Annotated in this window: 20 protein-coding genes; 8 read left to right on the forward strand and 12 right to left on the reverse strand. The window is 65.0% G+C overall.

The window, feature by feature from the left end; genetic code table 11:
* Positions 1-21: 21 nt before the first annotated feature.
* Complete coding sequence (locus MKP05_RS04125; RefSeq protein WP_240567156.1) at positions 22-621, reverse strand: ANTAR domain-containing response regulator; 600 nt, start codon at positions 619-621, stop codon at positions 22-24.
* A 411-nt stretch (positions 622-1,032) separates the two neighbouring features.
* Here MKP05_RS04125 and MKP05_RS04130 point away from each other — a divergent pair, with 411 nt between their 5' ends.
* The 6 genes from MKP05_RS04130 to MKP05_RS04155 all read left to right on the forward strand — a co-directional run bounded on the left by MKP05_RS04130 (position 1,033) and on the right by MKP05_RS04155 (position 8,287).
* On the forward strand, positions 1,033-3,783 hold the full coding sequence (locus MKP05_RS04130) for a nitrate reductase (protein ID WP_240567157.1): 2,751 nt from the start codon (positions 1,033-1,035) through the stop codon (positions 3,781-3,783).
* The gene (gene cobA / locus MKP05_RS04135; protein ID WP_240567158.1) at positions 3,740-4,663 is read left to right on the forward strand and encodes a uroporphyrinogen-III C-methyltransferase; all 924 of its coding nucleotides are present in this window, start codon (positions 3,740-3,742) and stop codon (positions 4,661-4,663) included. The genes MKP05_RS04130 and cobA overlap by 44 nt, the downstream gene beginning before the upstream one ends.
* 434 nt (positions 4,664-5,097) lie before the next feature.
* Positions 5,098-6,255 carry a hypothetical protein gene (locus tag MKP05_RS04140; protein ID WP_240567159.1) on the forward strand — a complete coding sequence of 386 codons (1,158 nt, stop codon included), beginning with the start codon at positions 5,098-5,100 and terminating at the stop codon, positions 6,253-6,255.
* 119 nt (positions 6,256-6,374) lie between these two features.
* Positions 6,375-6,812: a hypothetical protein gene (locus MKP05_RS04145; RefSeq protein WP_240567160.1), complete on the forward strand. Its 438-nt coding sequence runs from the start codon at positions 6,375-6,377 to the stop codon at positions 6,810-6,812.
* A 46-nt stretch (positions 6,813-6,858) separates the two neighbouring features.
* Entirely contained in the window at positions 6,859-7,572 is a 714-nt protein-coding gene (locus MKP05_RS04150; RefSeq protein ID WP_240567161.1) for a C39 family peptidase, read from the forward strand.
* A 22-nt stretch (positions 7,573-7,594) separates the two neighbouring features.
* A complete protein-coding gene (locus MKP05_RS04155) occupies positions 7,595-8,287 on the forward strand; it encodes a hypothetical protein (protein ID WP_240567162.1) in 693 nt (230 codons plus the stop codon).
* Positions 8,288-8,411: 124 nt separating this feature from the next.
* Here the strand turns inward: MKP05_RS04155 and MKP05_RS04160 are convergent, their stop codons facing one another.
* From MKP05_RS04160 to MKP05_RS04175, 4 genes are all read right to left on the reverse strand, one after another.
* The gene (locus tag MKP05_RS04160; protein WP_240567163.1) at positions 8,412-9,497 is read right to left on the reverse strand and encodes a DUF481 domain-containing protein; all 1,086 of its coding nucleotides are present in this window, start codon (positions 9,495-9,497) and stop codon (positions 8,412-8,414) included.
* Between the two features lie 56 nt (positions 9,498-9,553).
* Complete coding sequence (locus MKP05_RS04165) at positions 9,554-10,978, reverse strand: sigma-54 dependent transcriptional regulator (protein WP_240567164.1); 1,425 nt, start codon at positions 10,976-10,978, stop codon at positions 9,554-9,556.
* 611 nt (positions 10,979-11,589) lie between these two features.
* The gene (locus tag MKP05_RS04170) at positions 11,590-12,021 is read right to left on the reverse strand and encodes a GFA family protein (protein ID WP_110283401.1); all 432 of its coding nucleotides are present in this window, start codon (positions 12,019-12,021) and stop codon (positions 11,590-11,592) included.
* 450 nt (positions 12,022-12,471) lie between these two features.
* Positions 12,472-13,758, reverse strand: coding sequence for a nitrate- and nitrite sensing domain-containing protein (locus MKP05_RS04175; RefSeq protein WP_338072337.1), 1,287 nt, complete (start codon positions 13,756-13,758; stop codon positions 12,472-12,474).
* Positions 13,759-13,940: 182 nt separating this feature from the next.
* On the opposite strand from MKP05_RS04175, the gene istA reads away from it, so the two are divergent.
* Both istA and istB read left to right on the forward strand, forming a co-directional pair.
* The gene (gene istA / locus MKP05_RS04180; RefSeq protein ID WP_240567165.1) at positions 13,941-15,455 is read left to right on the forward strand and encodes an IS21 family transposase; all 1,515 of its coding nucleotides are present in this window, start codon (positions 13,941-13,943) and stop codon (positions 15,453-15,455) included.
* Entirely contained in the window at positions 15,452-16,321 is an 870-nt protein-coding gene (gene istB, locus MKP05_RS04185) for an IS21-like element helper ATPase IstB (RefSeq protein ID WP_240567166.1), read from the forward strand. The genes istA and istB overlap by 4 nt, the downstream gene beginning before the upstream one ends.
* A gap of 51 nt (positions 16,322-16,372) precedes the next feature.
* Here the strand turns inward: istB and MKP05_RS04190 are convergent, their stop codons facing one another.
* From MKP05_RS04190 to MKP05_RS04220, 7 genes are all read right to left on the reverse strand, one after another.
* A complete protein-coding gene (locus tag MKP05_RS04190) occupies positions 16,373-16,921 on the reverse strand; it encodes a hypothetical protein (protein WP_240567167.1) in 549 nt (182 codons plus the stop codon).
* Complete coding sequence (locus tag MKP05_RS04195; protein WP_240567168.1) at positions 16,921-17,625, reverse strand: hypothetical protein; 705 nt, start codon at positions 17,623-17,625, stop codon at positions 16,921-16,923. Before MKP05_RS04195 ends, MKP05_RS04190 begins: the two co-directional genes overlap by 1 nt.
* Positions 17,626-17,628: 3 nt before the next feature.
* Positions 17,629-18,282 carry a MarR family transcriptional regulator gene (locus MKP05_RS04200; RefSeq protein WP_240567169.1) on the reverse strand — a complete coding sequence of 218 codons (654 nt, stop codon included), beginning with the start codon at positions 18,280-18,282 and terminating at the stop codon, positions 17,629-17,631.
* A gap of 83 nt (positions 18,283-18,365) precedes the next feature.
* A complete protein-coding gene (gene brxC / locus MKP05_RS04205; protein ID WP_240567170.1) occupies positions 18,366-22,064 on the reverse strand; it encodes a BREX system P-loop protein BrxC in 3,699 nt (1,232 codons plus the stop codon).
* A gap of 113 nt (positions 22,065-22,177) precedes the next feature.
* Complete coding sequence (locus tag MKP05_RS04210; RefSeq protein WP_240567171.1) at positions 22,178-22,786, reverse strand: DUF1788 domain-containing protein; 609 nt, start codon at positions 22,784-22,786, stop codon at positions 22,178-22,180.
* 123 nt (positions 22,787-22,909) lie between these two features.
* The gene (locus tag MKP05_RS04215; RefSeq protein ID WP_240567172.1) at positions 22,910-23,527 is read right to left on the reverse strand and encodes a DUF1819 family protein; all 618 of its coding nucleotides are present in this window, start codon (positions 23,525-23,527) and stop codon (positions 22,910-22,912) included.
* Between the two features lie 197 nt (positions 23,528-23,724).
* Positions 23,725-24,117 carry a hypothetical protein gene (locus tag MKP05_RS04220; protein WP_240567173.1) on the reverse strand — a complete coding sequence of 131 codons (393 nt, stop codon included), beginning with the start codon at positions 24,115-24,117 and terminating at the stop codon, positions 23,725-23,727.
* Between the last annotated feature and the right edge of the window lie 2 nt (positions 24,118-24,119).

A 24,119-nucleotide genomic window follows, 5' to 3' on the forward strand; every position in this document is an offset into this window, starting at 1 on the left:
GCCTCTTTCATGACAGGGGCCCTACTCGGAAGATCGAGAGTTCAGGCGTTCGAGAATGTCGATGACGCTGTCGGCGACCTCGGCCAGACGCTGGCCGCGATCCATGGCCAGCTTGCGCAGCATGCGGTAGGCCTGCCCCTCGTCGCAGTCCTGATGCTTCATCAGCAGGCCCTTGGCGCGCTCGATGCGTTTGCGGTCGGCCAGCTGGTTACGAGCCTTGTCGAGTTCCAGGCGCATGGACTGGAAGGCGTCGAAACGGGCGATGGCGACCTCGATGATGGCCTTGACCCGGCCGGGCACCAGGCCGTCGACCACATAGGCGCTGACACCCGACTGCAGCGCCGCCTGCATGGTGTCGGGGTCGTGCTGGTCGGCGAAGAACACCACCGGACGCGGATTCTCGCGATTGAGCAGGGCCATGCTCTCCAGGGTGTCCCGGTCGGGGGATTCCATGTCGATGATCACCACGTCGGGCTGGTGGCGGGCGACCATCTCGTTGAGGCTCGCCGGGCTCTGCAGGCGGCAGATGACCGTATGGCCCTCGCGGGTGAGGGCCTCCTCGACCATGGCGGCGCGCACGACCTCGTCGTCGACCAGCAGGATATTCAGGGGTGGTGGCATGGCAGTGTCGCTCGTCATGTTGCGTGCGTTTACTACTCTGTTGTGCAAGATGCATTCCAGGTACGGCTACCGCGAGGCGGGACGCCCCTCCCGGGCGGATGGGAGGGGAGCGTAGCCGTCGTGTCGAGGAGCCGTGGGCACCAGGGTGGTGCAAGTAGCGCGCGCCGGTGATAGTCGTTGGTGCGGCAAGCGGGGGGAGGGTTCCCCATGCGTTCGGCCGGGACGTCACAGGTCGCTGGATATTTGGTGAAAAGCCTGGCATGGCATGTGTCTTGCTTATGTCAGGTCAAACGGTGAGGAGAGCCATGCCGGCCCTCCGAGACCAGGCAACGACGCCCGCCAGCGGCCCATTAACAGGGAGGCCGCTGGTGGGCGTCGTCGTTTCCCGACCGACTGCGACAGGAGATCGTCATGCATCAGGCCCGAACCACCTGCCCCTACTGCGGCGTCGGCTGTGGCGTACTGGCCTGCGTGGAGAACGACCGGATCACCGGGGTGGAAGGCGATGCCGATCACCCGGCCAACTTCGGGCGGCTGTGCGTCAAGGGCTCGGCATTGCACGAGACCCTGGGGGACCACGGCCGGCTGACCCGCCCCCGCGTCGACGGCGTCGAGGTGGAGTGGGACACGGCGCTGGATGCCGTGGCCGACCGGCTGCAGGCGACTCGCCGCGACCACGGCAAGGACGCGGTGGCGGCCTACCTCTCGGGGCAGTTGCTTACCGAGGACTACTACGTCGCCAACAAGCTGTTCAAGGGCTTCCTCGGCACCCCGCACCTGGATACCAACTCGCGACTCTGCATGGCCTCGGCGGTGGCGGCCTACAAGCGCGCCCTGGGGGCCGATGCGGTGCCCTGCAACTACGAGGATATCGAAGACGCCGAGCTGGTGGTGCTGGTGGGCTCGAACCTGGCCTGGAACCACCCGGTGCTCTACCAGCGCCTGCGCACCGCCAAGAGTCGCAATCCGCTGCTGCGGGTGGTGGTGATCGACCCCCGGGTGACCGACACCTGCGAGATCGCCGACCTCTACCTGGGCCTCAAGCCCGGCAGCGACGCCCGGCTGTTCAACGGCCTGCTGACCTGGATGGCCAACAAGGGCAAGCTGGATCGCGTCTATCTCGAGAAACACACCACCGGTTTCGATGCCGCCCTGGCGGCGGCCCGGGAGGAGGACGACTCGGTGGAGGCCATCGCCGCCGACTGCGATGTCGACCCGGAGCGTCTCGAGACCTTCTTCTACTGGTTCGCCAGCCAGTTGCACGTGGTGACCCTCTACTCCCAGGGCATCAACCAGTCCTCCAGCGGTACCGACAAGTGCAACGCCATCATCAACTGCCACCTGGCCGGCGGCAAGATCGGGCTGCCCGGTGCCGGCCCCTTCTCGATCACCGGCCAGCCCAATGCCATGGGCGGGCGCGAGGTGGGCGGCCTGGCCAACCAGCTGGCCGCCCACATGGACTACCACAGCCCCGGCGCCATCGACCGCGTCACCCGCTTCTGGACGACGGAATCGCTTGTCCCGACCCTGCCCGAGGGGCCGGGCCACAAGGCGGTGGAGCTCTTCGAGGCGATCGAGCGGGGCGAGGTGCGGGCGGTATGGATCATGGCCACCAACCCGGCGGTCAGTCTACCCGACGTTCACCGGGTGCGCCGGGCCCTGGCGAAGTGTCCGCTGGTGATCGTCTCCGAGTGCGTGGCCGACACCGACCTGCTGCCCTACGCCGACATCGTGCTGCCGGCCTCGGGCTGGTCGGAGAAGGACGGCACCGTGACCAATTCCGAGCGACGCCTCTCCCGCCAGCGCGGCATCCTGCCGCCGCCGGGGGAGGCGCGTCACGACTGGTGGATCATCACCCAGGTGGCCCACCGGCTCGGGTTCGGCGAGGCCTTCGCCTTCGAGCATCCGAGCGAGATCTTCGACGAGCATGCCCGGCTGTCGGGGTTCGAGAACCTGGCCGGCTCCGAGTCCGCCCGGCTGTTCGATATCTCCGGCCTGGCCGGGCTCGACCGGGCGGCCTATGACGCCCTGGCCCCGATCCAGTGGCCGGTGACGGCCCGGGCACCGCAGGGGACGGCGCGGCTGTTCGAGGATGGCCGTTTCGCCACCCCCGATGGCCTGGCCAGGCTGATCCCGGTGTGGCCGCGCGAGCCCGAGCAGGCGCTCAGCGAGGCACGCCCGCTGCGCCTCAACACCGGACGGGTGCGCGACCAGTGGCACACCATGACCCGCACCGGCCGGGCGCCGCGGCTGATGAACCACCGCGCCGAGCCCTTTATCGAGGTGAGTCCCGAGGATGCGGCCGCCTGCGGTGTAGCCGATCAGCAGCTGGCGCGCTTGACCGGCGCCGGCGGCGACTACCTGGGCCGGGTGCGGCTCTCCAAGGGGCAGCGCCGTGGCGAGGTCTTCGTGCCCATGCACTGGACCGGCCAGTTCAGCGGCTGCGCGAGCATGGGGGGACTGCTCGAGGCGCACCTCGACCCGGTGTCGGGGCAGCCCGAGTCCAAGCACGGTGCGGTGGCGCTCGAACCGCTGGCGGCTGGCTGGGAAGCGACCCTGCTGGTGGCCGCCGACCTGGCGGTCGATGCCGACTGGTGTGACACTGCCGACTACTGGGCGCGCATTCCCCTTGGCGGGTGCCAGCGCTGGCAGCTGGCCGGCGGTCAGTCGGGCGAGCGCCCCGACTGGCCGGCCTGGCTGGCCCGGCACCTGCCGGTGGCCCCGGCGCTGTGGTGTGAGGACCCGGCCAGTGGACGCCTGCGGGCCGCGGGGATCGAGGCGGGTCGCCTGCGCTGGTGGCTGATGGTGGCGCCTCCCCGGGAGCTTCCCGGCCTGGCCTGGCTCGACGAGCGCTTCCAGGAGAGCGCCCGCGGCGAATCGCTGGATGCGGCCCGTCGCCGACGACTGCTGGCCGGTTGCGACGACGGCGCCGCCGATAGCGGCCCGGTGGTGTGCAGCTGCCACCAGGTGGGCCGCTCCTCCATCGTCTCGGCCATCCAAGGGGGCGACACCAGCGTCGAGGCGCTCGGTGCACGGCTGGCCTGCGGCACCCAGTGCGGCAGTTGCATCCCCGAACTGAAGTCCCTTATCGAAGAAAGTGCCGAAGAGGAGAGGGCCCATGCGCACACTGAGCCGAAGCCTGAAATCGTTGACGTCGCCTGACGTCCCCGGCGCCCTGGCACGCCTCGGAGCCGCGGCCGGCCGGTACCTGGAGGGGCTGAAGGGTACGACCGGCGAGGCCGGCGTGACGTTGCCGCTGCGGGGGGAGTGCCGCCCCGAGCGCGTCTACCTGGTGGGCGCCGGCAGCGGTGATGTGGAGTTGCTGACCCTCAAGGCCGCGCGGTTGCTCATGCAGGCCGACGCGGTGGTCTATGACCGCCTGGTCGGCGATGAGGTGCTGGCGCTGATTCCCGCTGGGCGCGAGCGCTACTACGTGGGCAAGGCCAGCGGCCATCACAGCGTGCCCCAGGCCGAGATCGGGGCCCTGATGGTCGAACTGGCGGGGCAGGGCAAGTCGGTGGTGCGCCTCAAGGGGGGCGATCCGGGGGTGTTCGGGCGCATGGGCGAGGAGCTCGCCGCGCTGGCCGAGGCCGGCATTCCCGCCGAGATCGTGCCCGGCATCACCGCGGCATCTGCGGCCTGTGCGGGCATGGGCATCCCGCTCACCGACCGTGCCCACGCCCAGCAGTTGCGTTTCGTCACCGCCCAGCTCTGCCGCGAGGATGGCGAGCCCGACTGGGCATCGCTGGCTCGCCGGGACGAGACCCTGGTGTTCTACATGGGACTCTCCAAGGTGGCGGCGATCTGTGTCGGCCTGCGCCGCGCCGGGCTCTCCGACGACTGGCCGATCATGCTGGTGGCCAATGCCAGCCTGCCCGAGCAGCAATCGCTCACCGGCACCCTGGCCGACATGCCCGCCAGGCTCGAGGCGGAGCCGCTGCCCTCGCCCTGCCTGATCGTGGTGGGCAGCGTGGTACGCATGGTCGAGGCCAGTCCGGCTTCCCCGTCCCGTCCGGAATCGAGCGGGGCCACGGACCCTTGAGGGAGCGCTGACACGAACCCCGGTCGCCCGGCCATCCCCGGGCGGTTTCCCCGCCTTCCAGGCGGCGTACTGTAACGCCGCCTTTCCATTTTTTGGCACTCCGACGACTGGGCTGATTTACCTGAACTTTTGCTTGCAGCGGAGGGTTGAAGACCCCTTCGCTGCCCTTACTGCTTCACGCCCTTAACACTATCCCTCCTCTCCCTGGCCGGTGCCGCGTGCTCCGGTGTTGTCAGTTTATTTTTAACATATTGTTTTTAAGGTGTTTCATTCGCTGATTGAGGCCGTGCTGGCATGGGGCGTGCTCTAGAGTCCATGACTGCGAGCGGGTATCGACGTTCAAGGGGCTGACGGCCTTCGATGCAATGACACCAGTTCGCAGTGAAACGCAGTAATGCAACGAAGGCCCAGTCGAACTGAATGGAGCAACGATCATGAAAAAGTTTCTGGTAGTCGCGGGTACTCCCTTGCTGGCGCTGGTGATGGCGATCTCCACGGCCCATGCGAACCCGAGTGCCGGCTTTGCAGATAGCGTTGATCAGGAGGTGGATTCCACGGCAGTTGCCATAGGCGGTAGCAGTGGCAATGCAGATGGTGGTGGCGGCTTCGGCCTGGGGGTTGGCGGCGGCGGCGGCAACGCCAACGGTGGCACGAACGATGATGACTCCGGCGGGGCCAATGGGGGGACCGGTGGCGCAGGCGGCTTTGGGTCCGGTAGCGGGACCGGCGGTAGCGGCGGTTCCGTCGGCCGTGGCGGCGACGCCTGGGCCATGAGCGAGTCCCACAACACCTCCACCAGCGTGATCTCGCTGCAGGAGATGCACTCCACCGTCAATGGCGCCGGCATCCATATCAATGGTGGCGCAGGTGCCACTGGGGCCAGCGGCGGCGCCGGCGGTGCGGCGGCAGCGGTGAATATCGGCATCGGTGCCGGCGGTAACGGTGGCAACGGTAATGGCGGTGACGGTGGCACGGCCCTGGCCGTCGGCGGTGACGGTGCCGGAGGCGGTGAGGCGACTGGCGTCGGCGTGGGCCTCGGCGGTGGACTCGGTGCCGGAGACGGTGGCGATACCGGCACCGGCGCCGGTGCGGCCTCCGGTTCCCTGGGCGCCAACCTTGCAGGCCTCAGCGCCGGTGAAGATGTCGACGATGATAATACTGCCGGGGGTGCTCAGGATGCCGCGGCCGACTCCGCTGCCACCGCCAGTGCATCCTCGGGTGATGGCGGGGCCGGCAACGGCACCGGCACCGGTACCGGTACCGGCGGTGGTTCCGCCACGGCCGGCAACGGCGGCAATGGTGGCAATGCCAACGCCACAGCCGGCAACGGCGGCAATGGCAGTGGCGGCAACGGCGGCAACGGCAGCGGTACCACCGGCGATGCCATGGCCACGGCCGGCAACGGCGGGGCCGGCGGCAATGGCGGCAACGGTGGAGCGGCGGTCTTCTCGACCGGTGCGGCCAGCGTGTCCGTCGGCGGGGGTGTGTTCGGCGGCATCAGCAACATGAACGTCTCCACCGGCCTCTACAACTCGCAGCTGGCCGGCACCAGCGTTGCCGCTCACAGCAATGTAAGCATCGGCGGCAACTAATCGAATCACCTGGCCCAGGGACGGGCATGAGTTGTCGCGTCCGGGAACTGGCGGAGCACGCTCCGCCGGTTCCTCCACCGCTCGGGGAGACCCGGGAAAGTCCGGAAGGAGGCTAGGCGATGAAGGCGATAATGACTGTCCCGCGGCGAGAGCGATTCCGCCGGCGACTCCTGGCAACCCTGGTCGTGCTGTCGGCGGGCGGGGCGGGAATGGGCTACGCCGATGCGGGCGAAGTCGGTGGGAGTATTCCCTCTTCCGGTTCCGGCTTCGAGGCCCTGCCGAGCATGGATCTCGAGGCGATGGCGCAGGCGCGGGGTCGGGAGGGTGTCAACGTCCACCTCGACAGCGTCAATGTGCAGAGCATCCAGGACCTGAATGCCATCTCCGTCGGCTCCGATTTCAATGTCATCAACGGCGACATGATGACCGGCTCCATCACCTTCGAACAGGGGAGCATGGGCCACTTCAGCGGTACCGGGATCTTCAACAGCATCACCGGCAATGCCAATGCCGTCAACAACGCCATCGGCATCAGCGTTTATATCCAGAATCCTTGATCCAGCAGCACGGTCCTTGAACGAGGAACGCTAGAGGCACAGGCCCATGAGAGATTCAGCGAAACGCTCCCTGCTACTGGCGGCGCTGCTGGCACTGTTGGGAGGCGGCATCGCCGCGAGCGTGGAGGCCGGTTCGGTCAACATCTCGAACCGCTTCGGCTCCTTCCAGGTCCAGGCCAAGAGCCTCTCGGAGCTCAGTTGGGAGAGGGTGGTGCCGCAGCAGTACGACTTCAGCTGCGGCTCGGCGGCGGTGGCGACCCTGCTGACCTTCCATTACGACCGGGAGACCACCGAGGCCGAGGTCTTCGAGTCGATGATCCGCCACGGTGATGCGGAGCAGATCCAGACCCATGGCTTCTCCATGCTGGACATGAAGCGCTACCTGGACACCCAGGGGCTCGACTCCGATGGCTTCAAGATCTCCCTGGACGACTTCATGCGCATCGGTGTGCCCGCCATCACCCTGGTCAATACCGGGGGGTACAAGCATTTCGTCGTCGTCAAGGGCGTCGACCGGGAGAACGTCCTGGTGGGAGACCCGGCGGCGGGGACCGTCGTGGTCCCGAAGGAGATGTTCGAGACGCTCTGGACCGGTACGGTGCTCGGTGCCCGGGCGGAACTGGAAGTGGCCCAGCGCAACTTCAACAGCAAGCGTGACTGGCGCGTCCGTCCCTCCCCGCCCATCGCGGAGGGCGTACAGCGTTACAACGTCGGAGCCAATCTGCTGTCGCTGCCGGGCATTACCGAACTGGGTAGGTAATCACTCACAGGAGTTACCGACCATGAACGTACACGCGGTGCACCAGGGAACCGGGCCTCTCGGGCACAGGCTCCTGCCTGCCGTGCTGTTGGCCGGGGCCATGTCCCTGGTGCCGACGGCGGCATCGCCCGTCTTGGCGGCGACGGCCTTCCCCTATGTGGAGCCCGGCGTCCAGCCCCGGCCGGATGATGCCGGGGTCTACCATGGGGGCGAGGTGATAGCCGCTGCCGAGCTCGATACCCTGCGCGGCGGCTTCAACCTGGCGGGAATGGAACTGAACTTCGGCGCCAAGTTGACCACCCTGATCAACAACACCATCCGCTACGAGACCGAGGTGGCCTTCCGCAACAGCGGCGGGATCGAGGTGCTCTCCCAGACCCTGAGCAATGCTGGCGGTAGCCCCGTGACCCTGGTGGGGCCGGGCTCGACCGGTGCGGCTACCATTGCCGGGACTGGCGGAGGGGGCGGGCTGGATCTGTCCGGTCTCACCGACTTCTCCGGCATCGTGGTCGAGGGCCCGGGCGGCATCGGCAGCACCGCGGCCCTGCACCGCATCACGCGGCAGGCCGTCGTCAGCACCCTGGCCACCACCGCCTCCGGCCAGACCATCCACAACGACATCGATATCAGCGTTCAGCTCAACAATATCGGTGAGCTGAGGTCGGCGCAGCAGAAGGCCAGGATCCTCAATGCCCTGCAGGGAATCGTTCGCTAACGGCGTGGGCATCGATCCAGCGGAGCCGAGTGGGCAAGTTGGAACGTCGTCGAGCGGGAAGGTGAAGAGGCTGCCGGCAGGCAGCCTCTGTCTTCGAGGCGGGGTGTCCCGAATGGGCCTTGCCTTAGAAGACATTCATGCCGAAGGGCGCCCTCAACGTCAGCATGGCATCCGGCGCATCGTCGGTGACGCCGAGCTCCAGGTTCAAGTTGAGCGCGGCGTCCTGGTTGAACTGGTAGGACCAGCCCAGCAGCAGCGAGCCCACGTTCAGGGTTCCGGAATCCTCCGTCGTCGAGACCCCGGTATCGGGGTCGACGAAGGTCGTCTCGGTCTCGACGATGAAGTCGTTCTTGTAGCCCAGGGTGAAGGAGGTCTTGGGGTTGATGGAGTAGGCCATGCCGAAGCTCAGCCGCGCGGCATCGCCCGGGTCGACCTTCTCGACCACGAAATCGCCGACCGGCTCGTTGACGTCGTCCTCGAGATGGAACTGATAGCCCAGGTTGGCGAAGTAGACCGCCGGCGCCGAGGGGAAGAGCACCGTCAGGCTCGGCTCGATGGCATGGAAGCCGGAGCCCGTGGCCAGCTCTTCCTCGAGGCCGTTGGCATCGCGGTCGACATCGAAGGGCCCCTGCCCGGTGGTGGACTTGTAGCGCAGGTTGCCCACGAAGAAGGGCATGCCGTCCAGCCCGCGGTTCAGTTGGTAGTGAGCCGCGACCTCGATATCGCCCAGATCATTGCCGGTCTCTTCTCTCTCGAGCCTGAAAGGAGGCTCTTCGACATCATTTGCAATCTTGTCCTGACGGTAGAGATAGGGGAGACGCAGCTCCAGCTCGAGGCGATCGGTGACCCCCAGGCGACCGGTCAGGGCGGCGCCGAGGGTATCCCGGTCGATATCATCGGCGGTCAGCACACCGATCTGCAGGGTGCTGAGAATCTCCACACCGCGGAACGTCAGGCGATTGACGCTGGTGTGGGAGTATTGGAACTCCGGCTCCAGCACCAGTTGCCCCCGGGGCGTCAGCACGCCGCCGATCTCCGGGATGGATTGGACCTCGGGGGGGGCCGCTTCCTGGGGGGGCGGGCGCTGGCCGACGGGCTGTACCGGTGTGCCACCCTGATCCTGGGGTGCTGGCTGGGCCCATGCCAGGCTACATCCCAGTAGCGATACGAGACCGGTGGCGGAGACGACTTGCTTTGCTGTGCATGCCATGCGGTGGTTCCCTTGTTGCTTGGTGTTGTCATGACCTGGGACAGACGGCATTGGGGTCAGAGTGACGGCAGTGGTGTGACCCTGGGCGGCTGGTCTGCCTCCTCATCATCGACGGATACGCTGTGTCGATCAATGCCGTGCTTCTCGATAAGACGATAGAGAGTGACCCGGGAGACGCCCAGCTCACGCGCCGCATGCAGGATCTTGTGCTTGTTGCGTGCCAGTGCTGACCTGATCGCTTCCCGTTCGGCGATGTCGCGCGCCTGCTCGAGCATCACGGCATGCCGGAAGGCACACTGCCGTCGCTCGAGGCCCAGATCCGCGGGGGTAATCAGGCGCTGGTCACACATGACCATGGCGCGCCGCACTCGGTTGACGAGCTCGCGGATGTTGCCGGGCCAACCATACTGTCGCATCACGATCATGCTTTCTCGGCTGAAACCGCGGACACCGGCCGATCTTTCGCGGGAGAACTTCCGGAAGAAGAACCTCGCCAGGGGATCGATGTCCTCCGGGCGCTCCCTCAGCGCCGGCGTGCAGACCTGAAGGACATTGAGCCGGTGGTAGAGGTCTTCCCGGAAATGGCCTTCCCTGACAGCCTTTTCCAGGTCGACGTGCGTCGCGGCGAGTACGCGAACGTCGACCGGGCGTTCCTTCAAGCCGCCCACTCGCATCACCCGATGGTTTTCCAGGAAGCGTAGCAGATTGACCTGCATGTCCAACGGAAGATCGCCGATCTCATCGAAGAAGAGGGTACCACCGCTCGTCGATTCGATGATGCCGGCCTTGCTCTGGCTGGCGCCGGTGAAGGCCCCCTTCTCATGACCGAAGAGTTCCGACTGGATCAGGCCCGCCGGCAGGGCGCCGCAGTTGATGGTGTTGAAAGGGCCGCTGCGACGCGTCGAGTGCTCATGGATGGCACGGGCCGTCAGTTCCTTTCCGGTACCTGACTCCCCGGTGATCAGGACAGGGGCCTCGACGGCGGCGATCTTGTCGATTGCCTGGTAGAGCCGTGTCGTCATGGCGGAATTACCGACCATGCCGTATTCGTTGGCTCGATGGGACGACCAGGATCTCCCGATGGTGACCGTCGGGGAGATATTGGCCATGTCCAGGGCGGATTCGAGCAGGGTATGGGTCTTTTGTGGATCGAAGGGGAGGGTTTGATAGGCGTAGAGGGCCTGGTGGATGAACAGGCGAGTATCGGGATGGGAGAGGAGACTGCTGTCGAGGATGGCAAGCCAGCACACTCTTTCCCGACAGATGAGCTCTTCCATCGATCTCTGGTAGCGAGCGCTGTTGGATTCTATCAGCATGACGCCGACGCGATGGTCATTCTCGGACAAGCGAATCGTCGCCTCTTCGGGCGTTTCCGAATGGGTGATGGACCAGCCATAGGGCGTCATCGCCTGCATGATGTCGCGAGACAGCCACTTGTTTCCCACCAGCAACAGTCGTCGTGATGTATCCGGCATCATCATTGCTTCCTGTATCCTGAAACCGCCAGGTCGGCCACCGAGAAAAGGGTGATATGGATAGTTTCACGTTCTTCATATCCGGGCAGCCTGGTCTGATGCGACATCCTCTGGTCGGCCATGGAAGGGCAAGTGGTGTCGCATAATGCTGACGATGCTGCGTCGGATAAAAGCGACAGTCTACGAGGGACATTCATCCTGGTGTCCGCTTCGTAGTGCCATTACGGCAACGGGAGCCATGGGAAGTATTGTCGTTCCACCTGCCGGTGTAAAGTCTGGTTACATCCCCGACTATTTTGGAAACAGAGATGACAGGTAATAGGGGGACGATATCTTTCTGTATCAACAGGAATTAACAAAGACATGGCCCGCGGGTTCGGCCCATATTCTCCTGAAGTTGGATGAGAAAAATAGTGCGATAGTATGGAGGAAGGTCGGTGAGAGGAGGTAAGAGCATCATGCCCGGGTCGTCGATATCGAGGACGCGAGCGTAGGGCGAAGCCCCGGGCGGGGCCCGGCCTGGCGGACGGTGGGACCGACATCGCCTGGCCGGACCCGGCGGACATCGAGGTGTCCGAGTCGGGAGGATGGCCCGCCAGGTCCCCGCATCGCCCCGCTCAGTCGCCCTTGCCGCCCTGGAAGGCCTCGAACACCTCCTGGCCGGTCAGGTTCTTCGTCGTGTTGGCGAAGGTGTAGAAGGCCGGTTTCTCGTCGATGAAGATCTGGGTATCGAAGGTCCAGGCTTCACCGCCATCGACCAGGCCCACGGGGATCGCGTAGTGGTCACCGCTCTTCAGCCGGTAGAACAGGTGCGTGCCGCAGTGGCGGCAGAAGCCGCGCTCGGCCCAATCCGACGAGGCGTAGACGGTGATATTCTCCTCGCCCTCCATCTCGACCCGCGTGACCGTCTCCAGGGCCAGCAGGGGGCCACCGCCCCAGGTGCGGCACATCTGGCAGTGACAGGCCCCGATGTTCTGTCGGCCGGCCTGCACGGCCAGTTGCACCGCGCCGCACAGGCAGCTGCCACGGGCCGTCATTCCATCCTTCATGTTCTCCTCCTGCTCGGTCCAGGGGAAGGAAAGGGTGGCGGATGCTCCGCCACCGGTGATCCTCTGCAGTCTAGCCCGAATATTGCACCAAGTTGCTCTCGCCCTCGCTTGCCCCTTGATCCCACAGGCTTTTCTCCCTCACTCGACCGTACACCCCGGTACGGCGCTCGATCGGGATAAAGCCTGTGAAACCAATTGGCTGCGCGATCATCGCGGCACCTGATGCAACATCCGGGCTAGCAGCCGGTCGGATTTGACCGATCGTCGCGAGAGACACGGATTTCGAGTCAAGTTTATCGATATGATGGAGCGAATAGCGGGTTATTTAACGAATCAGATCGAATGAAGTCGGCCGAAAGACCGGGTTTCGCAGTAGATCAGCGTTAAGTCCCACAGGTTGCCTGGCGTTGCCGGCGGGATTCTCCGCTTCGATCGCTCCAGGGCCGTGCGTCAATCGCGGCGTTTCTGCAGGATATCGGAGAGGTCGACAATGGATCGCGCCATGGTGGCCATGCTCTTGCACTGGTCCATGGAGGCCTTGCGCAGGAAACGGTAGGCCTCCTCTTCGGTCATCTCCTGGTGGGCCATGATCAGTCCCTTGGCACGCTCGACGAGCTTGCGCTCGCGCAGTGCCTTGCGGGTGTTCTCCAGCTCATCGCCGAGGGCCTGAAGCCGCGAGGCCTGGGCCTGCATCAGGTCGATCAGCGAGCGATTGAGCCGGGAGTCGACGACATTGGCGGTCAGGGTGCCCAACTCGCGGCAGGGTTCGCCGCCGAACAGGTCGACCAGTTGCTGGCACACGGGGGGCGGTGAATCGTTCGACGCCAGGGTGGCACGCAGGGCCTCGAGATCGGCCATCTGCTGGCGTGAAGCGGCGATCTTGCCGCGGCACATCTCCGAGAGCTCGGCGGCCAGGGCATCCTCCACCCGTTTCATGGCGTCGATGCGTCGAGTGGTCAGCTCGTACCAGGTCTCGCCGAGACTGCGGCTGGTAGTGGCAAGGGGGATCTCGTGGCAGGCCATTTCCCGCAACTGCTGGATGCCGGCCTGGGTGCGGGGTGGCAGGCCTTCATGCCAGTGGCGACGCGCCTCCGGTGTGGCGAACTCGGTGAAGGTGTCGAAGCAGCGCTGCTGGGCGTCGACGAGATGGAGCAGCAGTCGGCGGTGGAGCGTGTCGAAGCCACCGGCGGTGAAGCCGATGGCGCCGCAGGCGCGTTCCTGGCCGGCCAGCTCCTTGCCCTGCATGAAGTGGAAGATGGCCACCAGGGCATGGGTGATCTCCGGGTCGCCGGCGGTGTCTGCGGCGTCGAAGACCACCGAGAGCAGGCCGCTGATCAGCCGGTTGAAGGTCAGGGTCGCCTCGTCGGCGGTGATTGCCTGGGTCTCGATGTGGCGGCGCAGAGCGCCGAGGCTGTCCAGGGCATGCCAGACCCGGGCGATGCGCTCGAGTAGCCGTGAACCGGCCGCTGGCCTGCTGCCGTCGCTGGCCAGGGCATCCAGGCGCTGGCGCATGATCCGTTCGGTTTGCAGGCACTCCTCGATGCGCTCCTGGCGATGGTCGGCGAAGCGTTCACCCCGGGAAGCCAGGTAGACGTTGGAGGCACCGCGCTCTTTCTGCAGCGCGTGAATGAAACGACTGATGTCTCCGACGATCTCGCAGGTGGTGGCGAGGTGTTCCAGGTTGTCCATCTCGCAGCGCTTGGCGGCGAGTAACAGGCGTTCGGTGTAGAGCGACAATCAAGTTGAGAGTCACGCGACAATCAAGATGAGAAAGCCGAGACCTTGTGTCGCCGAGGTCGTGAGGGCGTAGCCCGAGCGACCTCGGCGAGTGAAGGACGGCGGGCTCCCCTCAGGGAGCCCGCCGGGTGATCGCGGCCAACCCGGCATAGAGTGGTCTTCTCGCCAAAGAGGATCACCTCGTGCCGGGACGACACATCACCGATCACCAAGTGAGGCTTTACATGACTTTTCGCCGTAGTGATAGTCCCGCCGCCGCCGCTGCCAAGGCCGCGTTCAGCACCGCCACTGCTTACCGCCTCGAGGAAGATCCTCGGTTGCCGTCGCAAACGGCGGCACCACGCACACGGCGTCGACCGGATCCGCTGGCCGGTCTCTTCGAGGAGGAGGTGGTTCCCTTGCTGGAAGCGGCACCAGGGCTGCGGTCGGTCGCCTTGTTCGAGGAATTGCGGCGCCGCCATCCCGAGCTCGAGCACGGTATCCGCCGGACACTGGAGCGCCGGGTGCGTGCCTGGCGCGCGGTGCATGGGCCGGAGCAGGAAGTCATCTTCCGCCAGACCCACGAACCGGGATGCCTGGGCCTCTCCGACTTCACCGACATGGCCGACCTGCAGGTCACGGTGGCCGAGGGACCGTTGGATCATCGCCTGTACCACTTCCGGATGGTGTATGGCGGCTTCCAGCACGCCCATGTGGTGCTGGGCGGCGAGAGCTTCGTCGCACTGGCAGAGGGGCTGCAGAACGCCTTGTGGGCACTCGGCGGCGCCCCGCGCGAGCACCGCACCGACAGCCTGTCAGCGGCCTTTCGCAATCTCGAGCAGGCGGCACAGGATGATCTCACCCAGCGCTATGAGGCGCTGTGCCGGGACTACGGCATGCTGCCGAGCCGCAACAATCCCGGCGTGGCCCACGAGAACGGCAGTATCGAGAGTGCCCATGGGCACCTCAAGCTCGCGATCCGCGATGCCTTGCTGCTGCGCGGCTCACGCCACTTCGATGACCTGACCGCCTACCGGGCCTTCATCGATGAACTGGTCAGTCGGCGCAACGCTCGCCATCAGCCCCGCATCGACGCCGAACGCGCCATGCTGCAGCCGCTGCCCCGGCAACGTAGCCAGGACTACGAGGAGATCCGGGTGCGGGTGACGTCCTCCGGCGGTTTCACGCTGCGCAAGGTGTTCTACTCGGTGCCTTCCCGGCTGATTGGCCATCAGCTGCGGGTGCGCCTGTATGACGATCGCCTGGAGGTGTTCATCGGCGGCAGCGCGCTGATGACCCTGCCCCGCGGGCGCGCCCAGCGCGGCGGCCGGCATGGCCATGTGGTCAACTACCATCACGTCATTCATGCCCTGCGGCGTAAGCCGATGGCGCTGTTGAACCTGGTCTACCGCGACCAGCTGTTCCCGCGGGACGCCTATCGGCGCACCTTCGACGCCTTGCTTGCCGGAGGTGACCCCCGTCCGGCCTGCCGCTGCATGGTCGGTCTGCTGGCCTTGGCCCACGAGCGGGGCTGTGAAGCGGCACTCGCGCAGCACCTGGAGGCGCTACTCGAGGCCGGCGAGTTGCCGCACCTCGACGCGCTGCGGGAACGCTTCGGTCCCGCCCCAAGCGAGTTGCCCCACGTCGAGGTGCGACTGGGATCGTTGGTGGATTATGACGCGCTGATGGATCGTCCGGCGGTGGGAGGCGTGGCATGAGTGCTTCCTCGATGACCGACGCCGCGCGGCTCACCCTGATGCTCAACGACCTGCGCCTGCCCACCATCAAGGCCGTGTGGTCGCGCTTCGCCGACCAAGCCGATCAGGAGGGCTGGCCGGCGGCGAGGCTGCTGGCCACCCTCGCCGAACACGAGCTCGCCGAACGTGCCCGGCGTCGGCTCGAGCGCCACTTGACCGCTGCCCGGCTGCCGCCGGGCAAGACGCTCGACGGCTTCGACTTCACGGCGGTGCCGATGGTCTCCCAGGCCCAGGTGATGGCATTGACCAGCGGCGACCGCTGGCTCGACGAAGGCGCCAACCTGATCCTGTTCGGTCCTCCTGGCGGGGGCAAGAGCCATTTGGCGGCGGCCATCGGCCTGGCCCTGGTGGAGGCGGGCTATCGGGTGCTCTACACCCGCACCACCGACCTGGTGCAGCGGCTCCAGGTGGCCCGTCGGGAGCTCACCCTCGAGGCCGCCATCGCCAAGCTCGACAAGTACCACCTGCTGATCCTCGATGACCTGGCCTACGTCACCAAGGACCAGGCCGAGACCAGTGTGCTGTTCGAGCTGATCAGCGCGCGCTATGAGCAACGCTCGCTGCTGATCACCGCCAACCAGCCGTTCGGCGAGTGGGGCAAGATCTTCCCCGATCCCGCCATGACGTTGGCCGCCGTCGACCGCCTGGTTCACCACGCCACCCTCTTCGAGCTCAACGTCGACAGCTATCGTCGCCGCACCGCGATGGACAACAAGCGCTCACGCGGGCGACCGGCAACGCGCGCGACACTCAAGACCAGCCATCCCGTGTCGCCCAGCGACACGGACTCGAATGACACCCCTTGTGCACCAGGCAAGGAAGGGTGAAAGAGAAGGGGCCGCGACACCCCGGTTCTCATCCAGATTGTCGCTGGCTTCTCATCCAGATTGACGCGCTACAGTTTGGCCCTGCTGCAGCCAGAAAACGTGGTAATCGGGGGCTCTGAAACGTTTGGCGTTCAGGCAACGGGTCAGCTGATGCTCCTGCCGGTCCTGCTCTTGACTTGAGCGTGAGGACGGTAGACCGGGCTGCTGCGCCAGAATGTGCGGTGTGGTCAGCCATCGCGTCTCGGTCTGGAGTCGTAGGCCTACCCGGCAGTCGCCGCAGTGCCAGACCTGGGCTGCCAGTGTCTTCAGGTCGAGGCTGACCATGCAGTAGCTGGCGATATCGCGGAGGAAGCCGTGTCGGAGCTGGGCTTGTTCCTGCTTGAGGCAAGCATGAACCGCCGTCGGTGAGCGAGCAGATGCCTCAGCCAGCGCTTGCAGAACGACTTCGGCCCAGTGCCCGGCCAGCTCGGCGCCTCGGGGGCCTTTCTCTGCGCCGTCGACCAACACCGCCAGGAGATGCTGGTCTAGCTGACCCACGGCTGCGGCATCGCTGTTGCGGGCTCGATCGCGGCCTTGCTGGCTGAACCATCTGGCTCGCATCAGCCTCGCTCCCCGACCAGGCTCTCCAGACGCTCGAAGAGCAGCGCTTCCCGGTCCGGGTCGCCGGCCTGGCTCTGCACGGCATAGCCAAAATCATCCTTGCCGAGGAGTTCGCTGAGCTCAGCGGCGATGTAGGCCTGGAGTGCGCTGTCAGCCGCTCGCACTTCATCGAGTAGCTCGGGACGACCGTCCACGAGATTGAGGATGTCCTCGATGTCGTGGCTCGACAAAGGATCACCCTCGCCGCGTCCCTTGTAGGCCTCCAGCTTGGTGGCGACGAACAACGGCGGCGTGACCACGCGAATGGTGAGATCCCCGCCCAACGAGACGGGCTCTGCCGTTTTCAGCGCCAAGGGGTACCAGTGGTTGCTGAAGCCGAGCACCTCGTCATGGTCCGGCATCAGATCGACTCGCAGCTCCCCCAGCTTCATGGCACAGATGGGCATCTCCTCGTCCATCGAGGAGGGCTCCTTGAACCCCTTGGCCTTCAGCGCATCCTTGAAGCGGTGCAGGTGCGCGTAGGTCATGACGCTGATGATCAGATCCACGTCGTCTGTGCTGCGCACCTGCTCGCGGGTGAACGCATCGGTGAGCAGCAGCCCGGTCGTGCAGCCCCCGACGAAGGCCACTTGATCGCGCAGTTCGGCCCCGAGGGCCTCGGCCACCTGACGCAGCATGGCACGCTGATCGTCGAATAGGCTCATCGCTTACTCCAGATACTCTGCCAGCCGCTCGGCAGCGACCTTGCTCTCGCGGGGGTGGCCCAGTCGAATGGCATCGACCAGGGCCAACATGGCGTACAGCTCGGGGTCTCGCCGAACCGCGTAGGGAACACTCTTGAACAGCGGCTCGATGGCCTGGCCTTTGCTGTTGCCCCGGGCATCCGGCCACACCATCGGCAGCTCACCCGAGCTATACAGCTGGCCCTCCAGCACCGGCGCTGCGAAGGTCGTCGCGATGCCACGGGTAATTTCGCCGGGTTTGGCAGGGAACACATAGCGCACTCCATGCACGATGAAGTTGAACAAGGCGCGGGCATTCGCCCGCGGTACGCCGGTCTTGCGATCCTTGCGAACCAGGCCCACCTCCAGGCAGCGCTGCAGGGCCAGGCTCACCTGGCTCTTGCTGATCCCGGTTGCTTCGGCCAAGGCCCGCACGCTATAGCGGGCGAGCAGAAGATCGTCTTCGAGCCCAGGCAGGCTGTCCTGGTGCAAGTCGATGTCGACGTCATCCAGCGCCCAGTCCCGCCAGTCATCGGGAAGCGCCTTTGATCCCTTGCCGGCGTGACTATCGGGGCCAGGGCCCTCCCTGCTTCTCAGGGCCACCAGCTTCAAAAGCAGGCCGATATCTTGACTTTTCATATTGTCACCAAGTCGTCGTGTCCCGTGTCCTAGGACACGGGACAGGCTTGACGAAGTGGCATTCTATTGTCAAGGAAAATCGCTCAGCGCAGGCGAATGCGCTTGTTGGCCTGGATGGCGTCTTCCAGCTCGCGCTTGAGCGCGTCGAGGAAGGCGTCGACCTCCTGCTGGCTCTCCAGGTAGACCCCTTCATGGGTGCGGCTGAGCACCTGGCTGACGCTGACCTCGGCGACCGGCTTGGGGGCTGCCACTGGAGCGCGTTCGCGCACTTCGCTGGCGGGCGTGTCGGTATCGGGTGAGGGGCGTGTGCCACCCGTGGGCTTGGCGTCGCCATCGCGGCTGCCGGCGTTGTCCACCACCTTGCGGCCAGCACGCTGCCGTTCGGCTTCGGCCTGCTGCTCGCGGTGGAGCTGGTCGAGGCTGTCCTGCTCACGCTCGTTGGCGGTGTCGCCCTGCAGCAGGTAAATCTGGGCGATGCTACTGGCCGCCTCGATGTCCGGCTTGAGCAGTTGCAGCGGGCGCAGCAGTCGGTTGCTGAGCTCGGGTGTGCCGATGCCGCTCTTGACGATCTCGGCGCTGACCCGGGCGATGCGCTTGTCGATCAGGCCGATGGCGTGTTCACGCTTCTGTTCCAGCAGCTTGGTGTTGGTCTCATCGACGGTGTGAATCAGCCCGGCGACCTTCTGCAGCATGCCGTAGGGTGCATCGGAGGCGAAGATGCGGTCTAGCTCGGCCAGGGCTGCCTTCGCCTCGGGCTCCTTCTCCAGCGCCGGGCGGTTGGGCTGGAAGCGGGTCAGCGCCTGGTCGAGCTGCTTCCAGGTGGTCAGCTGCTTGGTAAAGAATTCGTGGAGGTCGCGGTACTCCTCTTCGAGGTCGAGCAGAGCCTCCTGCTGGTCAGCCACCGCCTTGAAGAAGTCGAAGCTGTCGTCGATGCGCAGCAGCCGCTCGACCTCCTTGAGGGTGCTGTCGATGGCGGCACGCCCCGGGAAGCGGCCCACCTCAGTCTTGCTGCGGTAGGCCTCCAGATCCTTTTTCCACGTGCTGAACTGCTCGACGTAGAAGGCGTAGAGCTCAGTTTCGCTGGAGGGCCCGAGCTTGGTGAACAGATCCTTGGTGAGGTTGCGCACCTGGCGCAGCACGGCGTCGTCGGTCTGGCGCTTCTTCTGAATCCGCACCTCACCGCGACGCCGGCTGTTGTTGAGCAGCTCGAAGGCCTCCTTGCCGGGCAGCGCCGGACCGGCGGTGTGGAAGGTGAGCCTTCCTGCGGCATACAGCCGCCCGAGGATCAGCAGGGTCTCTTCCTCTGGCCAGCCGAAGGGGCGGTTGCTGAAGCGCTCCAGCAGCGGGTTGAGCGGCACCGGCTCGCCGCCGTGCAGGCCGATGTACTGCTCCACCTCGCGCACCGCCTGGGGGTTGCCTTCCTCACCGTCGAGCTCGATGGCCTGCTGACCGATGTCGTCGGCGGTCATCACGGCGAGCAGCTCGCGCATGGGGTCGGGGGTGAGCACCTGCAGATATCCAAGCTTGCTGTAGGTGTTCTCCAGCAGATACTGGCAAGCGTCGTCGAGGCGGGCACTGAGCTGGCTGCGGTTGATATCGAGCTTCTGGCCCAGGGCGTAGACGTCGGCGTCGAGCAGCATCTCCTCCAGCCGCACCAGCAGATGCTTGCGCCGCTCCTGGTTCTCGCGGCCGCGGTCGTCGAGGATGCGCTTCACGCTGCTGTCGCCGGAGGCGGCGTTCAGACGGATGAACTTCTCGGTCTTGAGGTAGGTCCGCAGGTCGTCGAAGAAGGCCTTGTTGTCGCCGAGGCGGATCAGCACCTGGCCCTGGTTCTCGTTGCTGCGGTGGATGCAGCCGGCCTCGCCGCTCTGGGCCGCGTAGCTCTGGACGTAGTCGATATCCAGCGGCGAGACCACCTCGACGCGCAGCTGGCTCTGAAAGCGACCGTCGATGGTGTGGCCGTCCAGGTAGCGGCCGATGGTGTAGTCGGTCTTGTTGAGCGGGTAGCGATACTTGTTGCGGTCGCGCAGGCGGTCCTTGTAGATCATCTCGGCCAGCAGCTTGTTCTCGTCGCTGCTGGTGATCTCGGTGGCCTTGATCTTGCGCGTGATGTCGCGCTCCTCGTTGGTGAGGAACAGGTACTCCTCACCGTTGCGGGTGACCAGGCTCTCCTTCTCCAGGCGCGCCAGGGTGCCCTCCAGGCGCTCGCGGATCGCCAGGCGGTCATCGTCGATGCGGGTGATGGAGAGCGTGACCAGGTTGTCGAGTGTGCCCTTGACCAGATCCACGTAGCGGATCATGAACAGGGTGCGCAGGATCTCCACGTCGAAGGCGTCCAGTGCGGCGTTCTCGCTGGCCTGGTCGATGGTGCGCTTGACCGCGGTGTCGAGGAACCCCTCCACGGCGCGGTAGAAGCTGTGCATCGGCACCAGGGCGCCGACCTCCTGGTCGCCCACGGCCTTGGCGGCCATCTGGAAGGCGTCGAGCATGGAGCGCTCGCCGTAGGCCAGGTGCGCCCCGGTGGCGCCGACCTTGCGGATCTCTTCGAACACCTTCTGGACCAGCTGGAAGTGGTACGGCACGAAGGGGTAGTTGGCGACGAAGCTCTCCACGCCATCGACGTTCTTGAGCGTGGGGCCAGAGCGGTCGAAGGTGAGCTGGTTGCGCAGGATCGAGCCCTTGGCCTCGAACACCTGGGCCAGCTCGCCGCTGGCCTCGGGCGTCTTGGCCAACAGGCGCTTGCGGATCACCTCGTCGGAGTTGGAGCTGGACAGCGATAGGCGGGTCTTGAAACGCCCAGCGATCTTGGAGAAGTCGTTGGCCTTGGCGGCGGTCATCTCGCCGAGCACGGCGTCCATGTCGGCCTGGGAGGTGACTACGATCCAGGCGCGGCCGCCGCAGATGGTGCCGAGGTTCTCGGTGAGGGTCTGCAGGGTCAGCATCAGCCGGGTGTTGCTGCCGATGAACTGGCCCACCTCATCGACCATGAAGACGATGCGCTGGGTCGGAGACTTGGCGTCCAGGTACTCCTTCACCCAGCGGCAGAAGTTCTCCACGGAGACGCTGAAGGTCTCCTCGGAGTCCTCGAACCACTTGTGGGCGGCCTCGGGCGAGAGATCCAACGCCTGGCTGATCGCCTGCTCGATATCGTCCTGATAGAACTGGAAGCCGTCGCGTTCCTCCTCCCAGACCATGCCGCTAGCCTCCTGGAAGGCCGCCTTGAAGCGCTCCAGCACGCCGCGCTGGGCCAGGTGGCGTTCCATGTGGGCGATATGCGGGTGGTCGCCGCTGAAGCCCTGGTACTCGTTGAACACCCGCAGGAAGACGTTGAGGATCGGGTTGCCGCCGTCGTTGGAGCTCGCCTTGCTGTCGATATTGAACAGGATGACGTCCGCCGGCTGCTGTACCGCCTTGGTAACGTCGGCGCGGATCATCGGGTCGTGGAGCTTATGCTCGTCGAAGAAGTCGGCAGCGAGGCGGTGGTTGCCGGCCTCGTCCTCGGCCTCGATGTTGGCCAGCAGGTACGACAGCGCCTTGAGGAAGTGCGACTTGCCCGAGCCGAAGAACCCCGAGATCCAGACCCCCACACGGTTGGCGATGGAGGGGTCGCTGAGCGGCGTGGCGTAGGACTCGAAGAAGGCGCGGAAGTGCTTCTCCAGCTCGTTGGTCACGACGTACTCGTCGAGCTCCTGGTAGACCGTTTCGCGGTCCTTCTGGTCGGCCTTCACTACCCCGTTGATGGGGCGGTGCAGCGGTTTCTGGAAGAGGTCCTGGATACGCATGTCCAATCGATTCCTTAACGGGCAACGCCTCGCTCCCGTGGCGGGCCAAGGCGATCAACAAAGCGGCTGCCAGGGCAGCAAGGCTGCCGGCTGGCCAACAGATCGCGGGCCCCTCAGGGCACCAGTGAGAAAGCGCGGTAGTAGTGGTTGCTGGTGATCTGGTTGAACAGGGTCAGGCTCTGGCCGTCGTAGCTGCCGGGATAGAAGAGCACCAGCGGCTTGTGGCCGAGCCTGCCGTGCAGCGCATTGAGTAAGCTGTGGGCACGCATCACCGGCCAGACGCTACCCACGCCTGACAGCAGAACGATATCGGGGTCGTCCGACAGGGCGTGTCGGATCAGGAAGGGCGCGAACTTGTCCATGTGCAACGGGCCGCGCAGCGCCTTGAGCAACGCCGCATCACCTTTGGCCTGCTGCATGGCGATGGCCTTATCGAGAAAGCCACGTTCCTGAAGGTAGTCGCGCAGCACGCGCAGCAGGTTGACGTGGTCGACCGTCAGGTCACTGTGCTGACGGGCCAGCACCCCTTCCAGGAAGGTGAGGTACTCGCGAACCTGCAGTTCGTGCTCGGGGGGATAGTCGAAGATCCAGAAGCCGATCTCGTTGCCCAGGCCCTGGCCGGAGAGGAAAGCCGGGCTGGTGATCTTCTCGGCGATCTGGTTGAGGCGATCCTTCAACTGAGGATCTTCTCGGTGGGCCGGCCCCTGCGAAGGTGGTGACATACGTCTCTCATCCCTGCGTCTGGCATCCTTTTTATGATGCCTATGATTCTACGTGCTGCGGCCTTTGCTGGCGATGCCGGACGCTCAGGCACGCTACCGCCCCCCCCCCGTTCCCATAGCGGCTTAGCGCGGGCGCAGGGCGGATAGGCAATTCTGTAGCCTCACCAGATGATGCTGCTCCAGCAGGTCCACCACCTCGGGCCGCAACATGAGCGGTCGTAGCCGACGGCTACGCGCACTCTCCATCAAGCCTACTTCGGAGAGCATGCGAAAGGCTACCTGCCCCATCTTTTTGCATGAGGAAGGCGCCCAGTCCGCAATAGACGGGTCACGATGAGCACGGTCGGCAAGGAAGTCATCCCATTGATAGGGCTCCAACGTTTCAGCATGGGTGACGAAGGCATCGGCCACTACCGTCTCCAGGAACTCCACCAGCAGCAGGTTGCGGGCCAGCGCCGCACAGAACGCCACCTGATTAGCCAGTTGGTCATCCCCATCGTGGAGTGCCTGCCAGAACGCCGGGGGAAGCCGCTCCAGGCGTTTGCGGATCGCCTGGGCCATGCGCCTAGCTGTCGCCGGCCGCGCCTTCTGTAGGCGATTCTCGTCGAGGATAGCCGCCCTCCAGGCAGCATCATCGACACCGGCCAGCAGCAGCTCCGCCACGATGCGGCACTCGCGGACCATCAGTGAGCCGCCGATGAGGTCTGAGTCGTAGTGGAAGTCATGGGTGTTAGTATTCACAAAGCTTTAGCTCGTAGAAAAATTGCTTGGACTTATGGAGATTTATCTTCCCCACCCAGTGGCGGAAAACTCGTTAAGCTCATGCATAGAATGAGATTATCACATGGCAAGTTAGTCAACGCCAATGAAGAGCCAGAAAGCCCGCACCCGATACTCCTAGGCTTACAAGTAAGCAAGTCGCTAAAGCGTCTTGCAAGCTACTTCCTGAACTGAACCAGCGGTCGATCCAACTTCGCTTGAGATACGCCATGCATATCCGCATTGGCCTGCCATATAATGAAGCGCTCAAGAAGTTTCTTATTAACCATTTTGAGCTGCTGATTAGCTTCAGTCAGCTTTTCAATACGCTCATTTGCTTGCTGAATATCCTTAACCCAGCCCGGCTTCGAAGTTGATGCTTTAAGCGCAGCCTTGCGATCCTTCATTGCCATATCTACTGCTGGCAGCTTCATCAAAGACTGGCGAGCACGACTAATATTGAGCTTGGCTTTGCAGGCCTCAACCAGGAGAGGCCAAGTCAGCTTGGGCCCAGACCACTCTTCAATCAGCTTGATGATATTGGCTTCATCTTTCTTAGTTAAATGCCCCACAG

Source organism: Halomonas flagellata (assembly GCF_022487945.1).
Classification (GTDB): domain Bacteria; phylum Pseudomonadota; class Gammaproteobacteria; order Pseudomonadales; family Halomonadaceae; genus Halomonas; species Halomonas flagellata.

Coding starts and splice junctions, on each gene's coding strand:
- MKP05_RS04170 (WP_110283401.1), bottom strand. CDS start 12,021: ATGAAGGATGGAATGACGGCCCGTGGCAGCTGCCTGTGCGGCGCGGTG.
- MKP05_RS04190 (WP_240567167.1), bottom strand. CDS start 16,921: ATGCGAGCCAGATGGTTCAGCCAGCAAGGCCGCGATCGAGCCCGCAAC.
- brxC (WP_240567170.1), bottom strand. CDS start 22,064: ATGCGTATCCAGGACCTCTTCCAGAAACCGCTGCACCGCCCCATCAAC.
- MKP05_RS04130 (WP_240567157.1), top strand. CDS start 1,033: ATGCATCAGGCCCGAACCACCTGCCCCTACTGCGGCGTCGGCTGTGGC.
- MKP05_RS04155 (WP_240567162.1), top strand. CDS start 7,595: ATGAACGTACACGCGGTGCACCAGGGAACCGGGCCTCTCGGGCACAGG.
- MKP05_RS04140 (WP_240567159.1), top strand. CDS start 5,098: ATGAAAAAGTTTCTGGTAGTCGCGGGTACTCCCTTGCTGGCGCTGGTG.
- MKP05_RS04145 (WP_240567160.1), top strand. CDS start 6,375: ATGAAGGCGATAATGACTGTCCCGCGGCGAGAGCGATTCCGCCGGCGA.
- MKP05_RS04125 (WP_240567156.1), bottom strand. CDS start 621: ATGCCACCACCCCTGAATATCCTGCTGGTCGACGACGAGGTCGTGCGC.
- cobA (WP_240567158.1), top strand. CDS start 3,740: ATGCGCACACTGAGCCGAAGCCTGAAATCGTTGACGTCGCCTGACGTC.
- MKP05_RS04160 (WP_240567163.1), bottom strand. CDS start 9,497: ATGGCATGCACAGCAAAGCAAGTCGTCTCCGCCACCGGTCTCGTATCG.
- MKP05_RS04150 (WP_240567161.1), top strand. CDS start 6,859: ATGAGAGATTCAGCGAAACGCTCCCTGCTACTGGCGGCGCTGCTGGCA.
- istB (WP_240567166.1), top strand. CDS start 15,452: ATGAGTGCTTCCTCGATGACCGACGCCGCGCGGCTCACCCTGATGCTC.
- MKP05_RS04165 (WP_240567164.1), bottom strand. CDS start 10,978: ATGATGATGCCGGATACATCACGACGACTGTTGCTGGTGGGAAACAAG.
- MKP05_RS04200 (WP_240567169.1), bottom strand. CDS start 18,282: ATGAAAAGTCAAGATATCGGCCTGCTTTTGAAGCTGGTGGCCCTGAGA.
- MKP05_RS04195 (WP_240567168.1), bottom strand. CDS start 17,625: ATGAGCCTATTCGACGATCAGCGTGCCATGCTGCGTCAGGTGGCCGAG.
- MKP05_RS04210 (WP_240567171.1), bottom strand. CDS start 22,786: ATGTCACCACCTTCGCAGGGGCCGGCCCACCGAGAAGATCCTCAGTTG.